The following is a 23,382-nucleotide window of genomic DNA, read 5'->3' as shown; positions in this document are numbered from 1 at the left end:
TACCAGCAGGCTGGCTGCCTAAAACTTTACCCTTTTCCTCTCACATGCAGAAACCGTCTGGCCATGAGGCGCCAACGGCATGTGATTGCCGATTCTAGCGGGCCCCTCCTTTTCGATGTTGCCGGGGCGCCGCCACGAACTTCGATATGGGAATTGGGGGACCTCGATGCTGAATCGTCTGACCGTATCCGCGCTGCTCAAGGCAGTGATCGCGATCACGTCGATCTGCGTGGTCGTTGTGCTCTCGCTCACGGCCTATGCCTCCTGGGACCGCTTGAAGACCGCCAACCGCATCTCGCAGATCGCCGACGCGTCCGCCGACCTGTTCAAGGCGATGCACAATCTGCGCACCGACCGTTCGACCACCAACCGGCTCCTCAACGCCACCGAGCCGATGGATGCCGAGATCGAGAAATATCTGCGCGCGATCCGGGACGCCGAGATGCCGGCAATGGCACATGCGCTGGAGCTGCTGCCGACGATGGAGTTTCCGCAGTCCGCAACGCTGGTGCCGGAGCTCGCGCGCCTCTACAAATCGGCGAGCGAGCAGCAGAAGCAGTTCTGGGAGGAGGTCGCCAAGCCCAAGGACCAGCGCCGCGCCGGCCTGCCGAAGGAATACATGGAGACGACGCAGGGCCTGCTCGAGACGCTCGACAAGCTCTCGAACGCCCTGGCCGCGACCGTCAATCACCAGGACGCGGCGATCGACCAGCTGCTCTCGATCAAGCAGAATGCCTGGCTGCTCCGCAACACCGCGGGTGAAGCCTCGCTGATCATCTCCCTCGGACTCAACAGTAGCCGCATCGCGCCGGAGGCGCGCCTCGCCTACACCCAATACGTCGGCGGAACGGCCGCGATGTGGAAGGCGCTGGAATTGTCGGCCTCGGGCATGGAGCTGCCGCCGGCACTGTCGTCCGCCATGACTGCTGCCAAGACCGCCTATTTCGATCCGCAATATCTGGCGCTTCGCGATCGCCTGGCCAACAAGCTCGCCAATGGCGAAAAGGCCGAAATGACCGCGAACCAGTGGACGCCGGTGACGGTGGGCCGCCTGTCCAGCGCGGTTGCCGTCGCCGAGACGGCGCTCGACGCCGCCAAGAGCCATACGCTGGAACAGCGCGGTGCTGCGCTGCGCGCGCTGGTCGTGCAGCTCGTGCTGCTCGCGCTCGCCGTCGCCCTTGCCGTCGGCGCGATCATGCTGGTCAGCCGCCGTGTCATCCGTCCGCTCAACACCATTCGCGACAGCATGCTCAAGGTCGCCGGCGGCGACCTTGCGGTCGACAGCGGCTATCTCGACCGCCAGGACGAAATCGGCGCGCTCGCCGGTGCGCTCGAAACCTTCAAGCAGCAGGCCACCGACAAGCTCAAGATTGAGGCGCATGAGCGCGAGCGCAATGCGGGTGCCACCGCGCGCCAGCGCGCGATCGAGGTCTATGTCGGCGAGTTCGAGGGCGTGGTCCGCAAGACGCTCGGCGAGCTCAGCGAAGCTTCCGGCGAGATGTGCAAGACCTCCGGCGATCTGTCCGCGGTGTCGCGCCAGACCAACGACCGCGTTCAGGTCGCGGGCAAGGCCTCCAACGACGCCTCGATGAGCGTCGACAGCGTCGCCGCTGCCGCAGAGGAGCTCTCGGCCTCGATCAACGACATCAGCCAGCAGGCCGCCCACGCCGCCGGCATCGCCGGCCGCGCCGTCACGCAAGCGCGCGAGACCGACGGCACCGTGCAGGGCCTGGCAAAATCCGCAGGGCGCATCGGCGAGGTCGTCGGCCTCATCAACACCATCGCGGCGCAAACCAATCTGCTCGCGCTCAACGCCACGATCGAGGCCGCGCGCGCGGGCGACGCCGGCCGCGGCTTCGCGGTGGTCGCCTCCGAGGTCAAGTCGCTGGCGAGCCAGACGGCGAAGGCCACCGAGGAAATCTCCGAGCAGATCGCCGACATCCAGAAGGTCGCTGGCGATGCCATCAATGCCATCCAGACCATCGGCGGCATCATCGGCGAGGTGAACGAGGTCGCGACCGCGATTGCCGCCGCCGTGCAGGAGCAGGGCGCGGCGACCCAGGAGATCACACGCAGCACGCAATATGCGGCGCAGGGCACCAAGAACGTCTCGGACAACATCACCGGCGTCAAGGCCGACGCGGATGCCGCCGCCGCGGCCGCAGACAATGTGAAGCACGCCTCCGAGATGCTGGAGAGCCAGAGCCGCCAGCTCGGCCACGACGTCAGCGACTTCCTCGGCAAGATCCGCGCGGCGTAGGGCACGCAGGGTCCACTCGCTCGGTGTCGTCCCGGCGAAGGCAGAGATTGATAGGTCGCTCCCCAACACAGCGCCCGTAATTTTACGGCAGAGGCACTGTCTAAGTTTTTACCCTTTTCGGGCCAAATGCGCTTCAAGCCTGCTGCGAGGCCGGCGCATGTATCACGTGCAACCCTTTGGTCTTTCGAAGTTCGTTTGGGGGGCTGCCGTTCGGGGCCACGAACTTCGAAATGCGTACCGGGGTGTCCGATGCTCAACCGCCTGACCGTATCCACGCTGCTGAAAGCGGTGATCCTCTCGACCGCGCTCGTTGTGGTCATCGGCTTCTCGATCAGCGCATGGAGCTCATGGACCCGGCTGCAGCAGGCGAACCGGATCGTTGCGGTGTCCGGCGCTTCGGCCGAAATGTTCAAGGCGATGGCGAACATCCGCGCCGACCGCTCGACCAGCGGCCGCCAGCTCAACTCCGATGTCGCGATGGACAAGGACATCGAGAAATACATCCGCGAGGTTCGCGAGGCCCTGATGCCGGCGCTGGCGCGTACGCTCGAGATCCTGCCCACGACCGACATCGCCCAGCGTGAAACGTTCCTCGCCGACCTCGGCACCTTGAACACGACGCTGCTGGCAAAGCAGGCCGAGTTCTGGACCGAGGTGGTCAAGCCGAAGGCCGAGCGCCGCGCAGGCCTTGCCAAGGAATATGTCGCGACCGAGGACGCGCTGATGGCGCAGCTCGAAAAGCTCTCAGGCGTGCTCGCCGCCAGCGTCAACCACCAGGATGCGACCATCGACCAGCTCCTGACCATCAAGCAGATGGCCTGGCTGCTGCGTAACACCGCCGGCGAATCCTCGCAGATCGTCGGCAATGCCCTCAACGCCGGCAAGATCGCCCCCGAGGTGCAGCTCACTTATACCAAGCTGGTCGGTGGCACCGACACGGCCTGGACCGCGATCGAGCTTGCCGCATCGGGCATGCAATTGCCCCCGGCGCTCTCGGCTGCGATCAGCGAGACCAAGACGACCTATTTCGACCAGCAATATGCCGCGACGCGCGACGGCGTCATCACGACGATCGCCAAGGGCGAGAAGCCGTCGATGACCGCCAACCAGTGGAGCCCCTATTCGGTGCCCCGCATGATGAGCGCGGTGAGACTTGCCGATGCGGCGCTGCAGGCGGCCAGGGATCATTCCGCCGCCCAACGCGCGGGCGCCGTGCAATGGCTGCTCGTCAACATCGCCCTGCTCGTTGCCGCGATCGTCCTGACCGGTGCCGCCATGCTGGCGGTCAGCCGCCGCGTGATCACGCCGCTGCACCGGATCCGCGACGCCATGCTCAAGGTTGCCGGCGGCGACCTCACGGTCGACAGCGGCTATCTCGACCGTCACGACGAGATTGGCTCGCTTGCGGGCGCGCTGGAGACGTTCAAGCAACAGGCGATCGACAAGCTCAAGATCGAGGAACAGGAGCGCGAGCGCAACGCCGGCGCCGCGGCGCGCCAGCGCGCGATGGAGGCCTATGTCGGCGAGTTCGAGGGCGTGGTGCGCAAGTCGCTGGGCGAATTGAGCGAAGCCTCCGGCGAGATGCGCAAGACCTCGGGCGACCTCTCCGCGGTCTCGCGCCAGACCAATGAGCGCGTCGAGATCGCCGGCAAGGCCTCCAACGACGCCTCCATGAGCGTCGACAGCGTGGCCGCTGCCGCCGAGGAGCTCTCGGCCTCGATCAACGACATCAGCCAGCAGGCGGCACATGCCGCCGGCATCGCCAGCCGCGCCGTGAACCAGGCCCGCGAGACCGACAGCACCGTCCAGGGGCTGGCGCAATCCGCCGGGCGGATCGGCGAGGTCGTCGGCCTGATCAACACCATCGCGGCGCAGACCAACCTGCTCGCACTCAATGCCACGATCGAGGCGGCGCGCGCCGGCGAGGCCGGACGCGGCTTCGCCGTGGTTGCGTCAGAAGTGAAGTCGCTGGCGAGCCAGACCGCGAAGGCAACCGAAGAAATCTCCGAGCAGATCGCCGACATCCAGAAGGTCGCGGGCGATGCCATCAACGCGATCCAGGCGATCGGCGGCATCATCGGCGAGGTCAACGAGGTCGCCACTGCCATCGCCGCCGCCGTTCAGGAGCAGGGCGCGGCGACGCAAGAGATCACCCGCAGCACGCAATACGCGGCGCAGGGCACCAAGAACGTCTCGGACAACATCACCGGCGTCAAGGCCGACGCCGACACCGCGGCCGGCGCCGCGGAGAACGTCAAGCAGGCCTCGGAGACGCTGGAGACGCAGAGCCGCCAACTCGGCCGGCAGGTCAGCGACTTCCTGGGCAAGATCCGCGCGGCGTAGGGAAGCGGGGTTGGAGTAGAGGCGGCAACCACCTCTCGATGTCGTCCTGGCGAAAGCCAGGACCCATAGCCACCGGCCTCTGCAATGGGCAGGCTGGCGGTTATCTGCGTGCCGCCAAACTCGCATTCGGGGTAATGGGTCCTGGCTTTCGCCAGGACGACGTGGAGAACCCTACTCCTTCGCCACCACCGGCACCTGGCGGAATTTGGCTCGGACCGAAGCCGGCAGCGGCGAGAAATTCATCGCGACGCCGCGGCGGTCGTTGGCATTGCGGCTTGCGACCACCAGGCCGTCGCTGCCCGCGACGATGTCGCCCTTGCGCAAGGTGGGGTCGTCCTCGACCTTGACCTGGGCCAGCCCGACCGGATCCTTGCCGTTGCAGGTGCAGCCCGCAACGATCTCGTTGCGGTAGCGGAATGCGTTCGGCAGGTCGGAGTATGATTTCCCGCTCTCGGTCGTGGCGTCGTCGATGTTGCTGCCATAGACCAGCGAGGTCTCGGAAGCCGGGCAGAAGCTCTTGCAGGATTGCGCCTTGCTCTCGGCATCATTCCCTTGCGCCGGAAAATACCGGCCATCGCAGCCGCGCACGCAATAGGCCGTGCCGCCATAGGCCGCCCGCTGTCGCGGCGCGTCGTAGCGCGGCATGTCGTCATTCGGGAACGGCGTGCGGATCTGTGGAGGCCGCGCTCCGAACGCACCGAACAATGCCGAGAAAAAATCCTGCGCATGCGCCGACGGCGCCAATCCTGGACCGGCCGAGATAGCGACCAGAACTGCCGCACCGCCAGCCAGCTTGCCAATCAGGCGTCTCTTCATATCACCTCACTCAAGCTCTTCAGTTCACGGCAGACGTCGAGATGGTCAGCGCCTGCCGGCCCGACGGCAGCGTCGCCGCCGCGGGGCGCTTGCGCCAGGAATCGCTCCCCTTGTCGCCGCCTTTCGCCATCAGCGGGGCGTTCTTCGGCAGCACGACGACCTTGGCGCCGACATTGACGCGGCTGAACAGGTCGGTGACGTCTTCATTGGTCATGCGGATGCAGCCGGAGGAGACGAACTTGCCGATGGTGGTGGGATCGTTGGTGCCGTGGATGCGATACTCACTCGATCCCAGATACATCGCGCGGGCGCCGAGCGGATTGCCGGGGCCGCCGGCGACGAAGCGCGGCAGGTAGGGCTGGCGCGCGATCATCTCGGCGGGCGGGTGCCAGTCCGGCCATTCCGCCTTGCGGCTGATGTTCTGGACGCCCGACCAGGTAAAACCCTCGCGGCCGACGCCGACGCCGTAGCGGATCGCCCGGCCATTGCCGAGCACGTAATAGAGGTATGTATTGCCGGTATCGATCACGATCGTGCCGGCCGGCTCGCTGCGGTCGAAACTGACGATCTGCTTGCGCAGCCGGTCGGGCAATTGGGCATCTTCGTCGGCCGTCTGCGGCGCCTCGCTCGCATATGCTCCACGCGAATAGCTCGGATCTTGTTGATACGCCTGCGGCTGCATCGGTGTGTAACCCAGCATCTGCGCATTTGCGCGAGCGAAGGGCACGGTGAGCAGAGCGGTCGCGAAGACAAGAGTGGTGGCGGCGCGCGGCGAGAAGCGGCGGCGGGCTGAAGAGACCATTGTCATGTGCTGCCCCGTTGGATGTGCGCATCAGGGTGATGCGGCTCGTCAACAAACGCAGCCGGAGCGACTCAAGTTCCGCGCCTCAGTGCTGCGGCGACGTCACAGTCAAGCGAGCGCAGCTTCACGAAGCCGCGATGGAACCTCACCGCCGCCTCGGACGTTGTGAGATCATCAATGGGCGCGCGGAAGAACTTCCGTGCGGGAGAGGTATTGTGCGCGTCCTTCCCAATGAACGTCTGATTGCCGGCAACGGCGAAGGTGACCCGCTCCCCGGCAGCCATGCTGACCTGCCGCCCGTCATCCGCCGCACCGAGTTCGTCGCCTTCGCGCTCGCCGGCCTGCTGCTGATCGCAGTGGTCGCGGTGCTTTACGTTGCCAGGGCGTTCTTCCTCCCCGTGGTGATGGCCTTTGTCATCGGCACGATGCTGTCCCCGGCTGCGACCTTCCTGGAAAACCGCAAGGTGCCGCGCGGGCCGGGCGCCGTGCTAATCGTGATTGCCGTGACCACCATGGTCGCCTTCGTCGTCGCCCTCATCGCCTCGCCCGTCATGGAATGGAGCTCGCGCCTGCCGGAGCTCGGCGCGCAGCTGAAGGACAAGCTGCACGTGTTCGACCGGCCGCTGGCGCTGTGGCGTGAGCTGCAAGCCATGCTCGGGGGCTCGGAGGGGCTGCCGAGCTTCCAGCTGCCGAAATTTGAATGGGTGCAGCCGACGCTGGAATTCCTCTCGCCCACCTTCACCGAATTCCTGCTGTTCTTCGTCACGCTGATCCTGTTCATCGCGAGCTGGCGCGATCTGCGGCGGGCCTTGATCATGACCTTCAGCAACCGCGATGCGCGGCTGCGCACGCTGCGCATCCTCAATGAGATCGAGGTCCATCTCGGCAATTACCTGCTGACGGTGACCGTCATCAATATCGGCGTCGGCATTGCCACCGGCCTCGTCTGCGCCGTGACCGGCATGCCCAACCCGGCCGGGCTCGGTGCACTCGCAGCAACTCTCAACTTCATCCCGATCATCGGGCCGATCGCGATGTTCGCCGTTTTGGTCGTGGTGGGGCTCGTCGCCTTCCCGACCATCGGCGGCGGCCTGGCTGCCGCCATCGCCTTCGGCGGCATCACGTTCCTGGAGGGACATTTCGTCACGCCGACCATCATCGGCCGCCGCCTGGCGCTGAATGCGCTGGCGGTACTGCTGGCGCTGGCATTCTGGACCTGGCTGTGGGGGCCGATGGGCGCCTTCCTGTCGTCGCCGCTACTCATCGTCGGGCTGATCCTGAAGGAACATCTTTTGCCGGAGGATGCGCCGCAGTTGCCGCAGGAGTAACCGGTTTCCCCGATCGGAACTTACCCGACGACGAAACGTTTTTCCGGCGATCTCAGCCGCAAACAGTTCGGAGCCCCAGATGTCAACGAGCGATGCCGAAGCCGGGATGAGAGACTGGACCGACAAAGCCACCAGAGAACGCCTCGAGAAGGATGTAGCAGCCGTGAAAAGCGATATCGCCGCCCTCACCGATCAGATCACCGACGCGCTCAACACTTTTGCCAATTCCACCAGCAAGCAGGCCAGGCGTGGCTATCGCCAGGCGCGCGAGAACATGGATTCGGCGATCGACGACATGTCGGACCGCGGCAGCGCCATGATGGGTGCGGCACAGGATGCCTATGGATCGATCGAGGAGACGCTGGAAGAGGCGATCACGCAGCGGCCGCTGGCGACCGTCGGGCTCGCACTCGGCATCGGCTTCCTGATCGGAATCGCCTGGCGCCGGTAAGGATGCCCAGCGAGTTGAAGCGGCGCCGCGGCGCCGCCGATGTGGGCTTGTGACGACCAGGCTTGTGGGGACCCGAGGAGCAAGGCCATGTTTCAGCGCATCATCGACGGCATCAGTGCATCGACCGGCACGACGGTCCGGCTGACGTCGCTTGCCGCGGGCGCTGCATTCGCGCTTTTCATCACGACATGCTTCCTCTGCGCCGCAGCCTTCATCGCAGTCCTCGAGAAATACGGTCCGGTGCAGGCCTGCCTCGCGGGTGCCGGCATCTTCTTTCTGCTGACCCTGACCGCGGCGGTGAGCTACTGGGCCTACAAGCGGCAATTGCGCAAGGAGGCCCGCATCGCGGCCGAGCGCGCCGCGAAGTCGACGGCGCAGAGCATGCTCACCGACCCCATGCTGCTCGCCACCGGGCTGCAGATCGTCCGTGCCATCGGGGTCAAGCGGCTGCTGCCGATCCTGGCCATCGGCGGCGTCGCGCTCGGAATCATGGCGAGCCGCGCCGGCGTCCCCGACGAAGCGTCGCCAGAGCCCGCCGAGTAACGGCGCGGTAGGTTAGATAATTTCGTCGCAAGCCGCTCAAACGCATCTATTGGAATTCAATAGACGGTAGCTTGTGCGTATCTGCGCTGTTTGGGACAAACCGGTCCTGCTCACGCAATCGCTACTCGGATAGGCAGGCTGTTGCCGGTAAAAGCATCACCCTGATTCCCAAAGCTATTTTACTCAATGAAACCGTCCGTCAAGGCGAACCTCGCCGCATTTCAGCACGACGCCAGGCTCTATCTGACGCTCGGCATCGCCAATTGGTCCGTATTCGTCGACCATATTCCGAACAACGTCGTCAACCTGCTGACGTTGCGGAATTTCGGCTTCAGCGGCGCGGCGGATTTGTTCGTGTTCGTGGTGGGCTACGGCGTCGCCATCATCCACGGCAGGATGGCGCTGGAGCGCGGCTACGTGGTCGCGGCGACGCGCATCTTTCGCCGGGTCTGGCGGCTCTATGCCGCCTATGTCGTGCTGTTCGTGATCTATATCGACGCCATCGCCTATGTCGCCTCGCAGTCGATGGCGCCGGAGATCATCCACGAATACAACATCTCCGGGATTCTCGAGCACCCGCTGCGCATCCTGATCCGCGGCCTCGTGCTCCAGGAAGAGCCGCTGAACCTCGACCTGCTGCAGCTGATGATCCCGCTGATGGCGTTCTTCCCGTTCGTGCTGTGGGGGCTGCTGCGGCGGCCGAACCTGACGCTGGCGGCATCGGTCGCCCTGTACGTCGCGGCACGCTGGTTCGACTGGAATTTCCGGATCTATCCGGATCAGGAATGGACCTTCAATCCGCTGTGCTGGCAGATGCTGATGGTGCTGGGCGGCTGGTTCGCCGTCACAGGCGCACCGGGGCGTGCGCTGCATGGCATGTCCTGGCTGCGGATCCTCGCAGGCGCCTATCTGGTCTTCGCGATGGCCGTCACCCTGATGCGCCATTCGCCGGCGCTGTCCGCCTACCTGCCCGACTTCCTCCTCAACAGCATCACGCCGACCGACAAGGAAAACCTCGCGCCCTACCGCGTGCTCCACTTCCTCGCCCTCGCGTTCATTGCGACCCATCTCATCCCGGCCGATCATCCCGGCCTGACATGGAGACCGCTGCAGGCGGTGATCGCATGCGGCGAGGAATGGCTCGCGGTATTCTGCGTCGCCGTGTTCCTGTCCTTCGCCGGCCACCTCATCCTGATCACCGGGCCGAACCTGGTGCTGATGCAGGTCGCGGTGAGCATCACTGGCTTCGCCGCGATGACCGGTCTCGCCTACTACATCGCCTGGTCGAAACGGCAGGACCTGCCGGCCGCCCTGCGGCAGCAGGCCTAGAGCGCGATGAGATTTGGACGAATCGTCATCGCGCTTTAGGTTGTTGTTTGCGCATGATCTTTCCGGAAAACCGCTTCGCACTTTTCCGGACCATGCTTTGGAGCCAAATCGCTCCGGCTACAAAATCGTGCGATTCTGCTAGGCCGAAAGCAGCCGCTGCGCTATGCCGGGACTCTGCGTGAGGAGACCGGCGTGGCGATGGCGAAAGGCGGGGGTGATGAGGCGGAGAGCACGCCCCGGCGCGGCCGGCCAAGATCGATCGAGACCACCCACGCGATCCTCGAAAGCGCCTATGCGCTGATGGCGGCCACGGGCCTTGCCACCACCACCATCGATGCGATCGCGCGCCACTCCAGCGTCTCCAAGATGACGATCTACAAATGGTGGCCGTCGCGGGAAGCGCTGCTGATCGACGCCTTCCTCCACCATGCCGCGCAGATGCTGCCGCTGCCGCCCGCGAGCACCGGAACGCCCGCGGCGCGGGCGCGGCGGCACGCCACCGCCTATGCCGAGGCGCTCCAGGGCGAGTTCGGCAAGGTCCAGCTCGCCGTCATCTCCGAATGCATCTCCAAGACCGGCTCGGCGGAGCTGTTCTACACCCGCTACTTACAATTCCGCCGCGACGCGCTGGTGGACATGATCGCCGCGGGCCAGAAGGACGGCAGCATTCTGGCCGAGGGGCTCCCTGAGGATCTCTACGACGCGATCTATGGCAGCCTGTTCTACCGCTACATCTTCGGCATCGCGCCGATCACACCTGGCTACGCGCGCAATCTGGTCGATCTGGTGTTGCGGCCGAAAGGTTAGCCGCGCGCCGGCCGGACCGGCGCCGAGATCTTGTCCGTGCGGTCGCGCTCGGTCATGTCGACCACCGTCTCCATCGGCGCAGTCAATTCATAGACGTAGGAGACGTCGGTGAAGAAGCGCTTGGCGGTGCCCCCCAGCGCCTCGGGCGCGACGCGGTCGAGCAGAATCAGGCCGAAATCGGAATCGGGCCGGCGCGTCGCCTCGCTGGTGTTGAACTCCTCCCAGCGGAAATGGAAGACCTCCTCGGGCGCATCGCCCGTCACCGTCCAGTTGGCGGTGATATGCGGATGCTTGCCGACCAGCGACAGGCCCTCGTCGGAATGCGAGGCGAGCTCGAAGAACAGCAGCGACAGGCTCTGCGCGGCGCGCGCGCTGACCGCGATGTCGGGACCGGTGACGGCGATGCGATCGGCATGCGGAATCGCGCGCGCCTCGAACAGGCCCTTCAGCTTGACGCCCTGCCACTGGCTCTCGCTGAGCAGCGAGACCACGTTGGACATGGCGTGGATGCGGCCGATCAGGAGTTCGCGCGCGACGTCGATGTCCGAGCCGTGGCGCAGCGTGCGCGTCACGATCGACTGGATCACGGCCAGGATGTTCTTGACCCGGTGATTCAGCTCGTCGATCACGGCGGTCAGGCGGCGCTCGAAGCCGATCCGCACCTGGATCTCCCGGCTGAGCCGCAGATTGTTGTAGGCGACATAGCCGAACAGGCCGCACACCATCGCGGTGATGGCAAAACCGATCGCCGCCACGATGATCGCGGTCTGCTCGGCGCGGCGCGCCGAATTGGTCTTGGCGTAATAGCCGAGCTGCCAGTCACGGCCGCCGAAGCTGACCGTGCGCGTCGCCGATGGCGCCGGGCCGTCGGCGCCCATGCGTGTGGAGACAATGCCCTGGTCGTTGGCGACGAGCTCGCCGCCTTCCTTGCGCGGATCCCTGAGCGCGACCGAGAACAACGACATGTCGTCATTGGTCAGCATCAGCGTGGCGAGCTCATAGGAGAATGTGACGAACCCGGCCGGCTCCGTTGCCCCCTCGGGAATCACGGGAGCAGCCACGATGACGCCGATCGGGCCGTTCCCGCGCAGCAGCGGCACCGGATCGGAAGCGACCGACCGTTTCTCGATCCTCGCCCGGGCGAGCATCGCGCTGCGCACCGGATCCTGGTCGTAGCTGCGGCCGGGCAGCCCCTTGGTCTCGTCACTGCGCGGCTCGAGGTCCATCAGCACGTCGATCGGATGGGTGAGGCTGCCGGGGGCGAAGGGCTTGTCACTGTAGTCACGGATCTGCGGCTTCGGGAAACCGGCCGCCGCGATCGCCGCCTGGGCCGCAGCGAGCTCGTTCGGCTGAAGCCGGGCAACCCAGCCGGCCACCACGAAATCGGTCTTGAAGGCGTAGATCGCCGAGCGCAGCGGCTCCAGCATGCTGGGCTTGAGCACCGAGGGCGCACGGAACAGGCCTGAGGCGACACGCGCGAGCAGCTCGCGCTCGGTGAGCCGGTCCTGAACCAGGCTGGCATGGACGTCGATCGCGCGCGCGAGCGCGATCCGATCCAGCGCCAGCTCCTGGTCGTGGACGCGATAGGCCGCAAGCCCGGAAAGCAAAGCTCCGAGCAGAGCGATGAAGCCGATGATGAAACCCAGCCGGACCACGCGACTACTCAGACGGAAGCGGGAGGTCGGCAATTAACACGGAGCATATGAACGCCGCTCGAACGGCCATGTGCCGAAACAGGGTGAACCCCAATGGCGCAGATAATGAAGGAGGAGGCATCAGTACGCAACTTGGGTCGCCTGGAAAGCTTAATCCGCCCGGCCGAGGGTCCGGCCGGGGGTGGAGTTGCCCCGGGCACCGGAGGTATTTAATCGCCGTGTCCGAAATTTGTTCCGCAAGGCACGGCCCTGCCCCAGGCGTTAACGGCGAAAATACGCCTGCGCCAAGTCGTCGCGTCGGTCAGCCCGCCCGTTTCAGCCCGCCTTTGGCCTCGATGAAGCCGACGATGCGGTCGAGCCCCTCGCTCTTCTTCAGGTTGGTCATGACGAAGGGACGCTCACCGCGCATGCGCCTGGCGTCCGTCTCCATCTTCTCCAGGGAGGCGCCGACATGGGGCGCAAGATCGATCTTGTTGATGACCAGAAGGTCGGACCGGGTAATGCCGGGGCCCCCCTTGGACGGGATCTTGTCGCCGGCGGCGACGTCGATGACGTAGATCGTGAGGTCGGCAAGCTCCGGGGAAAAGGTGGCAGCGAGATTGTCGCCGCCGGACTCGATCAGAACGAGGTCGAGGCCCGGGAATTTCGCGCGCATGTCCGCGACCGCTGCGAGGTTCATCGAGGCGTCCTCGCGGATCGCCGTGTGCGGGCAGCCGCCGGTCTCGACGCCGGCGATGCGGTCCGGCGTCAGCGAGCCCGAACGCACCAGGAACTCCGCGTCCCATTTGGTGTAGATGTCGTTGGTGATCGCGGCGATGTCGTAGCGCTCGCGCATGGTCTTGCAGAGCAGGTCCATCAGCGCGGTCTTGCCCGACCCGACCGGGCCGCCGACGCCGACACGCAGGGGGCCGTGAGAAGTCGCCATTGGGATAAATCCTTAGTTCTAGTTTTCAGCGTCGTCCCGGCGAAGGCCGGGACCCATACCGCGAGGTCTTTCGATGATGCACTCTGGCTGACATCTTCCATCCCAACCACCATTGGTGGTTATGGGTCCCGGCCTTCGCCGGGACGACGCCGCGGCAACATCACGACTCATGACCGGAACAGCCGCGTATATTGCGTCTCGTGCCGCAGGCTGGCGAGATCGGCGCGGAACGTGGCGCTGCCGAGATCATCCAATGTCGCGTTGAGCGCACGATTGGCGGTGGCCGCCACTGCCGCTTCCAGCCGCACCAGCACGCGCTGGCTGTCGGTCTGGCCGAGCGGAATGAGGCGGCTGGCCGCCGAGATCCAGTTCGAGACCAGCGCATGCAGGAAGGCGTGCAGCGTCGGCGCCAGCGGCACGCCGTGCAAGGCTGCGACGACGCCGACGGCGACGGGGTAGACCAAAGGCGTGCTGCATGCCGCGACCATGGCATCCAGGCCGCCCGCATCCCACGCAGCGCGGGAGATATCGATGAAGGCGCGGCCCTGCGAGACCGTCTCCAGCAACCGCTCGCGCGACGGCACGAAGGCGCTTGCGAGTTCGGCGATGTCGCGCAAGGAGGTCTCCTCGCCCGCCTCCGTGGCGCGATAGGCCTGGACCAGGAAGGTCGCATCGCAAAAGCCCGAACCGTCGCCGAGCATCGCATCGAGCCAGTCGGCCAGCGTCGCGACGTCCACGATGTCGCCCGCTTCGACCGCCCATTCGATGCCGCTGGAATAGGAGAAACCGCCGACGGGGAACGCCGGCGACAGCCAGGTCATCAGCCGGTACAGCGCCGCCGCCTCGCGTTCGGCGAGGTCGCCGGCACCGACAGGCTCATTTCTGGTCATGAGCATGCTTGTGGCCGTGGTGATGGTCGGGATGGTCGCAATGCTCGTCGTGATGATGGTGGTGCTCGTGGCCATGGTCATGCGCGGCATGATCATGATGATGGTCATGGCCGTGATGATCATGGTGATCGTGACCATGATCGTGGTGATGATGGCCGTGATCGTGATGTGCATGGCCATGGTGCGCATGGTCGTCGTGCCCATGCGCGTGCCCGGCATCGGCATAGGCGCCGCCTTCGGGATCGAACGGCGCCTCGATTTCGATCACACGCGCGCCGAGGCCTTTCACCATGGCCTCGATGACATGGTCGCGGCGGATGCGCAGGCTCTTGGCCATGATCTGCGTCGGCAGGTGGCGGTTGCCGAGATGCCAGCCGACGCGGATGAGGTGGTGCGGATCGCGGCCGCGGATCTCGAGCAGCGGCTCCGGAGCCGCGACCACCTCGACCAGCCTTCCGTCCTCCAGCACCAGCGCATCGCCGCCGCGCAGCGCGACGGCGTTCTCCAGGTCGAGCAGGAATTCGAGGCCGCGCGTGCCCGTCATCGCCATGCGGCGGCGGTGCCGGTCGTCGAAATCGAGCACGACCGTGTCCGCTGGTGCTTCCGTGAAGCGGTGTTGTCCCCTGACCTGCGTCGCCCGGATCATGCGTCTTACCTCTTTACCGTGTCTCGACCTTCTCGGGCGTGATGATTTCGATCTTCGGCGGTGCCGTGAAGCACTTCACCGCGACGCGGCCGAACGTCTTCATGTGCTCCATGGCACGATGCGGCACCAGCGCCTCAGCATTCTCCCACTGCTCGACGAACACCATCTTGCTGGGGTCGGTGACGCTCTCATGCAGATCATAGGCGATGTTGCCGGGCTCCTTCCGCGTCTCCTTGATGCAGGCGGTGGCGGCTGCAATGAATTCGGCGCGCGTCTCGGGCTTGATGGTCAGGGTGGCAACGACGTAGATCACGAGAAATCCTCCCGGCTTTTCTTCTGAGGGTTAGATACCGGGCGGGACATTAGACCAGGCGGGACCGAACGCAAAACCGGAAAAGCCGCCCCCGGACATTCGCCGGGGACATGCGTTGAGGCGCTATTTCAGTACATGAAATAACGCTGCGCCATCGGCAGCACCTCGGCGGGCGCGCAGGTGAGCAGCTCGCCGTCGGCGCGAACCTCATAGGTCTCCGGATCGACCTCGATATTGGGCGTCGCGTCGTTGTGGATCATGCTCTTCTTGGAGATTTTTCCGCGGGTGTTCTGGACCGCATAGAGCTTCTTCTCGATGCCGAGCTTGCGCGCGAGGCCACCGGTGACCGCGGCCTTCGAAGTGAAGACGACGGAGGATGCCGTGCGCGCCTTGCCGAAGGCGCCGAACATCGGCTGGTAGTGCACCGGCTGCGGCGTCGGGATCGAGGCGTTGGGATCGCCCATGGGCGCGGCGACGATGGTGCCGCCCTTGACGACGCAGTCCGGTTTGACGCCGAAGAAGGCCGGCGACCACAGCACGAGATCGGCGAGCTTGCCCTTCTCGACCGAGCCGATCAGTTTTGATACGCCGTGCGCGATCGCGGGGTTGATGGTGTACTTGGCGATGTAGCGCTTGACGCGAAAATTGTCGTTGTCCTTGCCCTTGTCCTGCGGCAACGACCCGCGCTGCTTCTTCATCTTGTCCGCGGTCTGCCAGGTGCGGATGATGACCTCGCCGAGGCGTCCCATGGCCTGCGAGTCCGAGGACATCATCGAGAGCGCGCCGAGATCATGCAGGATGTCTTCGGCCGCGATCGTCTCCTTGCGGATGCGGCTTTCGGCGAACGCCAGGTCTTCCGCGATCGAGGGATCGAGGTGATGGCACACCATCAGCATGTCGAGATGCTCGTCGATGGTGTTGCGGGTGAAGGGGCGGGTCGGGTTGGTCGAGGACGGCAGCACGTTCTTCAGCCCGGCGACCTTGATGATGTCGGGGGCGTGGCCGCCGCCGGCGCCTTCGGTGTGGAAGGCGTGGATGGTGCGGCCCTTGAACGCCTTGATGGTGTCCTCGACGAAGCCGGATTCGTTCAGCGTGTCCGAATGCAGCATCACCTGAACATCGTAATCGTCGGCAACCGACAGGCAGTTGTCGATCGCGGCCGGCGTCGTGCCCCAGTCCTCATGCAGCTTCAGCGCGCAGGCGCCGCCCTTGATCATCTCGACCAGCGCGGCGGGCCGCGAGGCATTGCCCTTGCCGGAAATGCCGAGATTGACCGGGAAGGCGTCGAACGACTGGATCATCCGCCCCATGTGCCACGGCCCCGGCGTGCAGGTGGTGGCGAAGGTGCCATGCGAGGGACCGGTGCCGCCGCCCAGCATCGAGGTGACGCCCGACATCAGCGCGTGCTCGATCTGCTGCGGGCAGATGAAATGGATGTGGCTGTCGAAGCCTCCGGCCGTGAGGATTTTTCCTTCACCCGCGATCACATCGGTGCCGGGTCCGATGACGATGGTGACGCCGGGTTGGATGTCGGGATTGCCGGCCTTGCCGATCGCGGAGATCATACCGTCCTTGATGGCGACGTCGGCCTTCACGATGCCCCAGTGATCGACGATCAGCGCATTGGTGATGACCGTGTCGGCCGCGCCCTGCTTGTTGGTGACCTGCGACTGCCCCATGCCGTCGCGGATCACCTTGCCGCCGCCAAACTTCACCTCCTCGCCGTAGACGGTGAAATCCTTCTCGACCTCGATGATGAGGTCGGTGTCGGCGAGCCGCACCTTGTCGCCGGTGGTCGGGCCGAACATGTCGGCATAGACGGAACGCTTTATTTTGACGGACATCACAAGCCCCGTTTGCGTTTGAATGTTTGGCCGTTCACAGCAAAGCCCTCGCTGCTTTCACGGCATCGTCGAATTTCGTATCGAGCCACGTGTCGCCGCCGCGGCAACCCGCAACGACCTGCTCTGCCCAGCCGCTGTAGTCGGCGAGATCGTCGCGTTCTTCAGCCGTCGGATCGGAATGAATGCGCGCGCCGATATTGCTGATCTTGTCGGCGATCTTGATCAGCTTTGCGCCGCCGGATTTGTGCGGAGCGTCCTCGATCTGCTTCTGCCGTCGCTCTGCCTTGGGCAGGCTCATGTCGTCGGTGCATTCGACGACGAGGGACGCGACACGCTCGGAGAATGTCTGCGCAAGCTCCTCGCGTGTGGTGTCGGTGTCCTCGATCGTATCGTGCAGCCAGCCGGCCGCGACCAGCTCGGCATCGGCGCCGTCGGTCGCGGTCGCAAGCAGATTCGCGACCTCGGCGAGGTGATTGATATAGGGCTCATTGCCGCGCCCCTTGCGCGCCATCCCGTTGTGACGTTGCGCAGCGAGGTCGGCAGCTTCGGAGACGAGGCGGATTGGGGAGAGCATGGCAAATTCCTCCGTTTCCGCCTCAACGGTGCCGCGCCGTGCTCGTTCCTGTGCAGCTCACAGCTTCCCCATCACGTCGCCGCGGAAGCCATAGATCGTCTTCTTGCCGCCAAGCGCGACGAGCTGGACGTCGCGGGTCTGGCCGGGCTCGAAGCGGACGGCGGTGCCGGCGGCGATGTCGAGGCGCATGCCGCGCGCTTTCTTGCGGTCGAACTTCAGCGCGGGGTTGGTCTCGAAGAAATGGTAGTGCGAGCCGACCTGGATCGGACGGTCGCCGGTATTGGCCACCGTCAGCGTCACGGTCTTGCGGCCGGCATTGAGCTCGATCTCGCCGTCCTGGATGAAGAGTTCGCCGGGGATCATGCTCTACTCCTACCTGATCGGCTGGTGCACGGTGACGAGCTTGGTGCCGTCGGGAAAGGTCGCTTCGACCTGGATGTCGTGGATCATCTCGGGAATTCCGGCCATTACCTGGTCGCGAGTCAAAACCTGCGCGCCGGATTGCATCAACTCGGCGACGGTGCGGCCGTCGCGCGCGCCCTCGAGGATGAAGTCGGAGATGATCGCGATCGCCTCGGGATGGTTAAGCTTGACGCCGCGGTCCAGCCTGCGGCGCGCCACGATCGCCGCCATCGAGATCAGAAGCTTGTCCTTTTCGCGGGGAGACAGGTTCATGCGAAATCTCTTCCGTTCAACACGTCAATTCAGCCAGTCAGTTCAGCCAGAGCCGCGGCAGCGCCGCACCGGTGCGCGCCAGCACGGCCATCATGTCGGCGCGCAAACGCGCCGCATCTTGGGCACAGAACCGCGCCATTGCAAAGCCATTCCATGCGGAGATTCCGACCTCGCCGGAGAAAGACTCCGACGCCTCCCGGATGCGCTCGACCAGGGCCTCGTCACCGGGCACGATCAGGGCCGTGCCGATCGCCGCACCGCCCTTTGTGACAGCAGATCGCGCGAGCTTTGCGCCGACATTGCCGTCGAGCCGGACGGTCTCGGCAAAAACCAATCTGCCGCCACGGCGCATCCGCCAGCAATCGACGAACTCGCCCTGCTCCATCCGCTCGCCCATGGCAGTGCGGCCGAATACGACAATCTCGCAAAGCAGGAGCGAGGCCGCCTCGTCGAGCTCGATGTCGAAGCGGCGCTGCACGCGGGCGCGGTCGAACAGGATGGTCTCCTGCGGCAGCCAGGACAGATGCGCCCCCGGACCAACCTTCAAAGCGATATTGAGCTGCGCCGCGGGCCCCGGCGCGCGATAGACCTTTTCGGCGGCCGCCGTGGTCAGCGTCAGCCGCGCGCGATCCGCCGCCGATATCTCGATGTCGAAGCGATCGCCGCCGGCAACGCCGCCGGCCGTGTTGACGAACACGCCTGATAGTCCCTGATCTTCCGGCGAGGGAAAGCGGACGCGGAGCGAACCGGATTCATGCAAGGCGCCGCGCCGCGTCACGCCATCGCGCGCATGCACGTCGAAGCGCACCGCGCCGCGGGCGCGATTGGCTTCGAAAATCGTGGACGTGGCTGACAGCTCGCTGCGCATCCGTCTCCCCAGCCGGTCGCGGCAGGATTTTCCGGCTTACAGCGCCATCTGGCGGCTGATCTCGCCGGGATCGAGGTTGGTGCGGTCGCAGGTGAATTTCACCGCGCCGCGATCCATCACCGCGAAACTGTCGCCGAGTTCGCAGGCAAAGTCGAGATATTGTTCGACCAGCACGATGGCGATGTTGCCGAGGTTGCGCAAATAGGAAATGGCGCGGCCGATGTCCTTGATGATCGAGGGCTGGATGCCCTCGGTCGGCTCGTCGAGCAGAAGCAGTTTCGGCCGCATCACCAGCGCGCGGCCGATCGCGAGCTGCTGCTGCTGGCCGCCGGAGAGGTCGCCGCCGCGCCGGCCGAGCATGGATTGCAGCACCGGAAACAGCGAGAAGACGTCGTCCGGAATGTGCTTGTCCTCGCGCTTGAGCGGGCCGAATCCGGTCTTGAGGTTCTCCTCGACCGTCAGCAGCGGGAAGATCTCGCGGCCCTGCGGCACGAAGCCGATTCCCTTGCGCGCCCGCTCATAGGGCTTGAGGCCGGTGATGTCGTTGCCGTCGAACACGATCGCGCCCGAGGAGATCGGATATTGCCCGACCATGGCGCGCAGCAGCGAGGTCTTGCCGACGCCGTTGCGCCCGAGCACGCAGGTCACCTTGCCGGGCTCGGCCGAGATCGAGACGCCGCGTAGCGCCTGCGCCGCGCCGTAGAACAGGTTGATGTCCTTGACCTCAAGCATCGCTCAGCGTCCCAGATAGACTTCGATGACCCGCTCGTTGGACGAGACCTGGTCGATGGTTCCTTCCGCCAGCACCGTGCCTTCGTGCAGGCAGGTGACCTTGACGCCGAGCTCGCGCACGAACGTCATGTCGTGCTCGACCACCATGACGGTGTGGGTCTTGTTGATCTCTTTCAAGAGCTCGGCGGTCAGATGCGTCTCGACGTCGGTCATGCCCGCGACGGGCTCGTCGACGAGGAGCAGCTTCGGATCCTGCGCCAGCAGCATGCCGATCTCGAGCCATTGCTTCTGGCCATGGCTGAGGCTGCCGGCGAGACGGTTGCGGGCTTCGGTGAGGCGGATCGTCTCCAGCACCTTGTCGATACGCTCGGACTCCGCCTTGCTGCCGCGCCAGAACAGCGTGCCGCGGACCGAGTGGTCGACATTGAGCGCCAGCAGCAGATTGTCCTGCACGGTCTGGCTCTCGAACACGGTCGGCTTCTGGAATTTGCGGCCGATGCCGAGCTCCGCGATGCGGGTTTCGTCGAGGCGCGTCAGGTCGGTGACGCCGTCGAACAGCACGGTGCCCTCATCGGGCTTGGTCTTGCCGGTGATGATGTCCATCATCGTGGTCTTGCCGGCGCCATTCGGGCCGATGATGGCGCGCATCTCGCCGGGCTCGAGCGTCAGCGACAGATTGTTGATGGCGTGGAAGCCGTCGAAGGAGACGTGCACGCCGTCCAGGTAAAGCATCGCGGAGGTCGCGCGGGTGTCCATGACGTTCATGACCGCTTACTCCGCCATCTTGGGTTCGGTGACGCCGTCTTCGGCTGCGGCGCTCACTGTGGTCGCGGCGGCGCGTTTCTCCCTAGACGAGGCCCACCAGGCATTGAAGGTCCCGACGATGCCCTTGGGCAGCAGCAGCGTCACCAGGATGAACAGCGCGCCCAGCATGAACAGCCAGTACGGCGCCAGCATGCCCGAGGTGAAGAACGTCTTGGCGTAGTTGACGACGACGGCGCCGAGCGCGGCGCCGACCAGCGTGCCGCGGCCGCCGACCGCGACCCAGATCACCGCCTCGATCGAATTGCCCGGCGCGAACTCGGATGGATTGATGATGCCGACCTGCGGCACGTAGAGCGCGCCGGCGACGCCAGCCATGCAGGCCGACACCGTGAACACGAACAGCTTGTAGGATTCGACGCGGTAGCCGAGGAAGCGCGTGCGCGATTCCGCGTCACGCACCGCGATCAGCACCTTGCCGAGCTTGGAGGAGACGATGGCGCGGCAGATCAGGAAGCCGATGATCAGTGCCAGACAGCTCAGCGCGAACAGCGCGGCGCGCGTCCCCTCCGCCTGCACGTTGAAGCCCAGGATATCCTTGAAGTCGGTCAGGCCGTTATTGCCGCCAAAGCCGAAATCGTTGCGGAAGAAGGCGAGCAGCAGGGCGTAGGTCATCGCCTGCGTGATGATCGACAGATACACGCCGGTGACGCGGGAACGGAAGGCGAGCCAGCCGAAGCAGAAGGCGAGCAGGCCGGGCACGACCAGCACCATCAGCGCCGCGAACCAGAACATGTCGAACCCGTACCAGTACCAGGGCAGCTTCTGCCAGTTCAGGAACACCATGAAGTCCGGCAGGATCGGATTGCCGTAGACGCCGCGGGTGCCGATCTGCCGCATCAGGTACATGCCCATGGCGTAGCCGCCGAGCGCGAAGAAGGCGCCGTGGCCGAGCGAGAGGATGCCGCAATAGCCCCAGATCAGGTCGATCGAAAGCGCCAGGATGGCGTAGCAGACGTACTTGCCCCAAAGCGCGACCAGATAGGTCGGCACCTGCAGGAACGAGCCCGCGGGCAGCAGCAGGTTGGACAGCGGGATCAGCACGCCCAGCGCGGCGACAACAAGCAGGAAGATCGTCGCGCCGCGGTCCAGCGATCGCGTCAGCATGTGAGGGGTCATGCTTCCACCGCACGGCCCTTGAGCGCGAACAGGCCGCGCGGCCGCTTTTGAATGAACAGGATGATGAGAACGAGGATGGCGATCTTGCCGAGCACCGCGCCGGCGACCGGCTCCAGGAACTTGTTGGCGATGCCGAGCGTGAAGGCGCCCACGAGGGTCCCCCAGAGATTACCCACACCGCCGAACACCACGACCATGAAACTGTCGATGATGTAGCTCTGGCCGAGATTGGGGCTGACATTGTCGATCTGCGACAGCGCCACGCCGGCGATGCCGGCAATGCCCGAGCCGAGACCGAAGGTCAGTGCGTCGACGCGCGAGGTGGCGATGCCCATCGAGGCCGCCATGCGGCGGTTCTGCGTCACCGCGCGCATCTCGAGACCGAGCGCAGTGTAGCGCAGCATCGCCAGCAGGATCGCGAACACGGCCAACGTGAAGCAGAGGATCCAGAGCCGGTTATAGGTGATGGTGATCTGGCCGAGCTCAAACGCGCCGCTCATCCAGGAGGGATTGCCGACCTCGCGATTGGTCGGGCCGAACATGGTGCGCACCGCCTGCTGCAGCACCAGCGACAGGCCCCAGGTCGCCAGCAGCGTCTCCAGCGGACGGCCATAGAGAAAGCGGATGATGCTGCGCTCGATCAGCACGCCGATCGCTCCGGCGACGAGGAAGGCGAGCGGCACGGCGATCAGCAGCGAATAGTCGAACAGACCGGGATAGCGGGTGCGGATCACCTCCTGCACCACGAAGGTGGTGTAGGCCCCGATCATCACCATCTCGCCATGGGCCATGTTGATGACGCCCATCACGCCGAAGGTGATGGCGAGCCCGATCGCGGCGAGCAGCAGCACCGAGCCGAGCGAAAGCCCGTACCAGGCGTTCTGCACCGTGGACCAGACTGCGAGCGAAGACTGGATCGAGCTGATTGCACTGGCTGCAGCCTTGGTCACCGAGGCCGGCTGGTCGCCCATGCCGGTGAGCAGCGCCATCGCCTCCTGGTCGCCGCGCGCCTTGAGGGTGGCGACGGCCTCGAGCTTCTCGACCTCCGTGGCATCGGACTTGAACAGCAGGATCGCAGCGCGGGCCTCGCCGAGCGCCGTCTTGACCGACTTGTTGCTTTCCTTGGCGAGCGCGGCATCGACCGCCTCGAGCGCAGTCTCTTCGTGCGACTTGAAGACGGATTGCGCAGCCTGCAGGCGCGTTCCGACGTCCGGCGACTGCAGCGTCAGGCTGCCGAGCGCAGCATCGACGCTGCGACGTAGACGGTTGTTAAGGCGGACCGCGCTCGCACTGTCGGGAACGCTGGCGACGGCCTCGCCGGTCGCGGCATCGATCGACTTGCCGTCGGTGCCGGTGACGTAAATCTTCTTGCTGTCGGGATCAGCCATCAACCGGCCGTCCTGGAGCGCGCTGATGATGGGAAAGGCCAGCTTGTTGCCGCTGCTGGCGATCACGCCGACTGCTTCCTCGGTGTCGGAAAAATCGTCGTTGGCGAATTTGGCGACCGCATCCTCGAACGGACCCGCAAAGGCCGGCAGTGCGAACGCAATCAGAAGCAACGAGAGCAGGAGCGAACAGAGACGGGCGGACAAATTGGCTGGCACTGTGAATGACCCCGGCAGAAATGGGTGGAGAAGGCG

General features: G+C 65.2%; 23 protein-coding genes. 7 read left to right on the top strand and 16 right to left on the bottom strand.

Features of this window, described 5'->3' with window-relative positions:
- Window positions 1–166: 166 nt before the first annotated feature.
- Both XH79_RS16735 and XH79_RS16730 read left to right on the top strand, forming a co-directional pair.
- Window positions 167–2,260 carry a methyl-accepting chemotaxis protein gene (locus XH79_RS16735; RefSeq protein ID WP_271582317.1) on the top strand — a complete coding sequence of 698 codons (2,094 nt, stop codon included), beginning with the start codon at window positions 167–169 and terminating at the stop codon, window positions 2,258–2,260.
- A gap of 249 nt (window positions 2,261–2,509) precedes the next feature.
- The gene (locus tag XH79_RS16730; protein ID WP_271582316.1) at window positions 2,510–4,603 is read left to right on the top strand and encodes a methyl-accepting chemotaxis protein; all 2,094 of its coding nucleotides are present in this window, start codon (window positions 2,510–2,512) and stop codon (window positions 4,601–4,603) included.
- Window positions 4,604–4,774: 171 nt separating this feature from the next.
- On the opposite strand, the gene XH79_RS16725 is transcribed toward XH79_RS16730, so the two are convergent.
- Complete coding sequence (locus XH79_RS16725) at window positions 4,775–5,419, bottom strand: DUF2865 domain-containing protein (RefSeq protein WP_271582315.1); 645 nt, start codon at window positions 5,417–5,419, stop codon at window positions 4,775–4,777.
- Window positions 5,420–5,438: 19 nt separating this feature from the next.
- Window positions 5,439–6,227 carry a L,D-transpeptidase gene (locus tag XH79_RS16720; protein ID WP_212348737.1) on the bottom strand — a complete coding sequence of 263 codons (789 nt, stop codon included), beginning with the start codon at window positions 6,225–6,227 and terminating at the stop codon, window positions 5,439–5,441.
- A gap of 209 nt (window positions 6,228–6,436) precedes the next feature.
- On the opposite strand from XH79_RS16720, the gene XH79_RS16715 reads away from it, so the two are divergent.
- From XH79_RS16715 to XH79_RS16695, 5 genes are all read left to right on the top strand, one after another.
- Entirely contained in the window at window positions 6,437–7,549 is a 1,113-nt protein-coding gene (locus XH79_RS16715) for an AI-2E family transporter (protein WP_212348733.1), read from the top strand.
- Window positions 7,550–7,628: 79 nt separating this feature from the next.
- Window positions 7,629–8,000, top strand: a complete 372-nt coding sequence (locus XH79_RS16710; RefSeq protein ID WP_212348730.1) for a DUF883 family protein — start codon at window positions 7,629–7,631, stop codon at window positions 7,998–8,000.
- 87 nt (window positions 8,001–8,087) lie between these two features.
- On the top strand, window positions 8,088–8,543 hold the full coding sequence (locus XH79_RS16705; RefSeq protein ID WP_212348727.1) for a hypothetical protein: 456 nt from the start codon (window positions 8,088–8,090) through the stop codon (window positions 8,541–8,543).
- Window positions 8,544–8,729: 186 nt separating this feature from the next.
- The gene (locus XH79_RS16700) at window positions 8,730–9,872 is read left to right on the top strand and encodes an OpgC domain-containing protein (protein WP_212348724.1); all 1,143 of its coding nucleotides are present in this window, start codon (window positions 8,730–8,732) and stop codon (window positions 9,870–9,872) included.
- Between the two features lie 198 nt (window positions 9,873–10,070).
- Complete coding sequence (locus XH79_RS16695) at window positions 10,071–10,679, top strand: TetR/AcrR family transcriptional regulator (RefSeq protein WP_271582337.1); 609 nt, start codon at window positions 10,071–10,073, stop codon at window positions 10,677–10,679.
- On the opposite strand, the gene XH79_RS16690 is transcribed toward XH79_RS16695, so the two are convergent.
- The 14 genes from XH79_RS16690 to urtB form a co-directional block, all read right to left on the bottom strand.
- The gene (locus XH79_RS16690) at window positions 10,676–12,334 is read right to left on the bottom strand and encodes a CHASE domain-containing protein (RefSeq protein WP_271582314.1); all 1,659 of its coding nucleotides are present in this window, start codon (window positions 12,332–12,334) and stop codon (window positions 10,676–10,678) included. The genes XH79_RS16695 and XH79_RS16690 overlap by 4 nt on opposite strands.
- A 301-nt stretch (window positions 12,335–12,635) precedes the next feature.
- The gene (gene ureG / locus XH79_RS16685; RefSeq protein ID WP_018646618.1) at window positions 12,636–13,259 is read right to left on the bottom strand and encodes an urease accessory protein UreG; all 624 of its coding nucleotides are present in this window, start codon (window positions 13,257–13,259) and stop codon (window positions 12,636–12,638) included.
- A gap of 167 nt (window positions 13,260–13,426) precedes the next feature.
- Complete coding sequence (locus XH79_RS16680) at window positions 13,427–14,155, bottom strand: urease accessory protein UreF (RefSeq protein WP_333938877.1); 729 nt, start codon at window positions 14,153–14,155, stop codon at window positions 13,427–13,429.
- Window positions 14,136–14,795 (bottom strand): urease accessory protein UreE, encoded by a 660-nt coding sequence (locus XH79_RS16675; protein WP_271582313.1) that lies wholly within the window; start codon window positions 14,793–14,795, stop codon window positions 14,136–14,138. Before XH79_RS16675 ends, XH79_RS16680 begins: the two co-directional genes overlap by 20 nt.
- A 13-nt stretch (window positions 14,796–14,808) precedes the next feature.
- On the bottom strand, window positions 14,809–15,108 hold the full coding sequence (locus XH79_RS16670; RefSeq protein WP_212340983.1) for a putative quinol monooxygenase: 300 nt from the start codon (window positions 15,106–15,108) through the stop codon (window positions 14,809–14,811).
- A 128-nt stretch (window positions 15,109–15,236) separates the two neighbouring features.
- The gene (gene ureC / locus XH79_RS16665) at window positions 15,237–16,952 is read right to left on the bottom strand and encodes an urease subunit alpha (RefSeq protein ID WP_271582312.1); all 1,716 of its coding nucleotides are present in this window, start codon (window positions 16,950–16,952) and stop codon (window positions 15,237–15,239) included.
- A gap of 34 nt (window positions 16,953–16,986) precedes the next feature.
- Window positions 16,987–17,526: an HD domain-containing protein gene (locus XH79_RS16660; protein ID WP_271582311.1), complete on the bottom strand. Its 540-nt coding sequence runs from the start codon at window positions 17,524–17,526 to the stop codon at window positions 16,987–16,989.
- 57 nt (window positions 17,527–17,583) lie between these two features.
- Window positions 17,584–17,889, bottom strand: a complete 306-nt coding sequence (locus tag XH79_RS16655; protein WP_212340989.1) for an urease subunit beta — start codon at window positions 17,887–17,889, stop codon at window positions 17,584–17,586.
- 9 nt (window positions 17,890–17,898) lie between these two features.
- On the bottom strand, window positions 17,899–18,201 hold the full coding sequence (locus XH79_RS16650; RefSeq protein WP_212340991.1) for an urease subunit gamma: 303 nt from the start codon (window positions 18,199–18,201) through the stop codon (window positions 17,899–17,901).
- Between the two features lie 37 nt (window positions 18,202–18,238).
- A complete protein-coding gene (locus XH79_RS16645; protein ID WP_271582310.1) occupies window positions 18,239–19,069 on the bottom strand; it encodes an urease accessory protein UreD in 831 nt (276 codons plus the stop codon).
- Window positions 19,070–19,105: 36 nt separating this feature from the next.
- Window positions 19,106–19,801, bottom strand: coding sequence for an urea ABC transporter ATP-binding subunit UrtE (urtE, locus tag XH79_RS16640; protein WP_271582309.1), 696 nt, complete (start codon window positions 19,799–19,801; stop codon window positions 19,106–19,108).
- Window positions 19,802–19,804: 3 nt separating this feature from the next.
- The gene (gene urtD / locus XH79_RS16635) at window positions 19,805–20,566 is read right to left on the bottom strand and encodes an urea ABC transporter ATP-binding protein UrtD (RefSeq protein WP_018646608.1); all 762 of its coding nucleotides are present in this window, start codon (window positions 20,564–20,566) and stop codon (window positions 19,805–19,807) included.
- Window positions 20,567–20,572: 6 nt separating this feature from the next.
- Window positions 20,573–21,742 carry an urea ABC transporter permease subunit UrtC gene (gene urtC / locus XH79_RS16630; protein WP_212340997.1) on the bottom strand — a complete coding sequence of 390 codons (1,170 nt, stop codon included), beginning with the start codon at window positions 21,740–21,742 and terminating at the stop codon, window positions 20,573–20,575.
- A complete protein-coding gene (gene urtB, locus XH79_RS16625; RefSeq protein WP_212340998.1) occupies window positions 21,739–23,346 on the bottom strand; it encodes an urea ABC transporter permease subunit UrtB in 1,608 nt (535 codons plus the stop codon). Before urtB ends, urtC begins: the two co-directional genes overlap by 4 nt.
- Between the last annotated feature and the right edge of the window lie 36 nt (window positions 23,347–23,382).

The organism is Bradyrhizobium sp. CCBAU 45389 (assembly GCF_028128625.1).
GTDB classification, from domain to species: Bacteria; Pseudomonadota; Alphaproteobacteria; order Rhizobiales; family Xanthobacteraceae; genus Bradyrhizobium; species Bradyrhizobium liaoningense_B.
The sequence above is the reverse complement of the archived record's forward strand: the minus strand, read 5'-3'. Positions and strand labels throughout refer to the sequence as shown.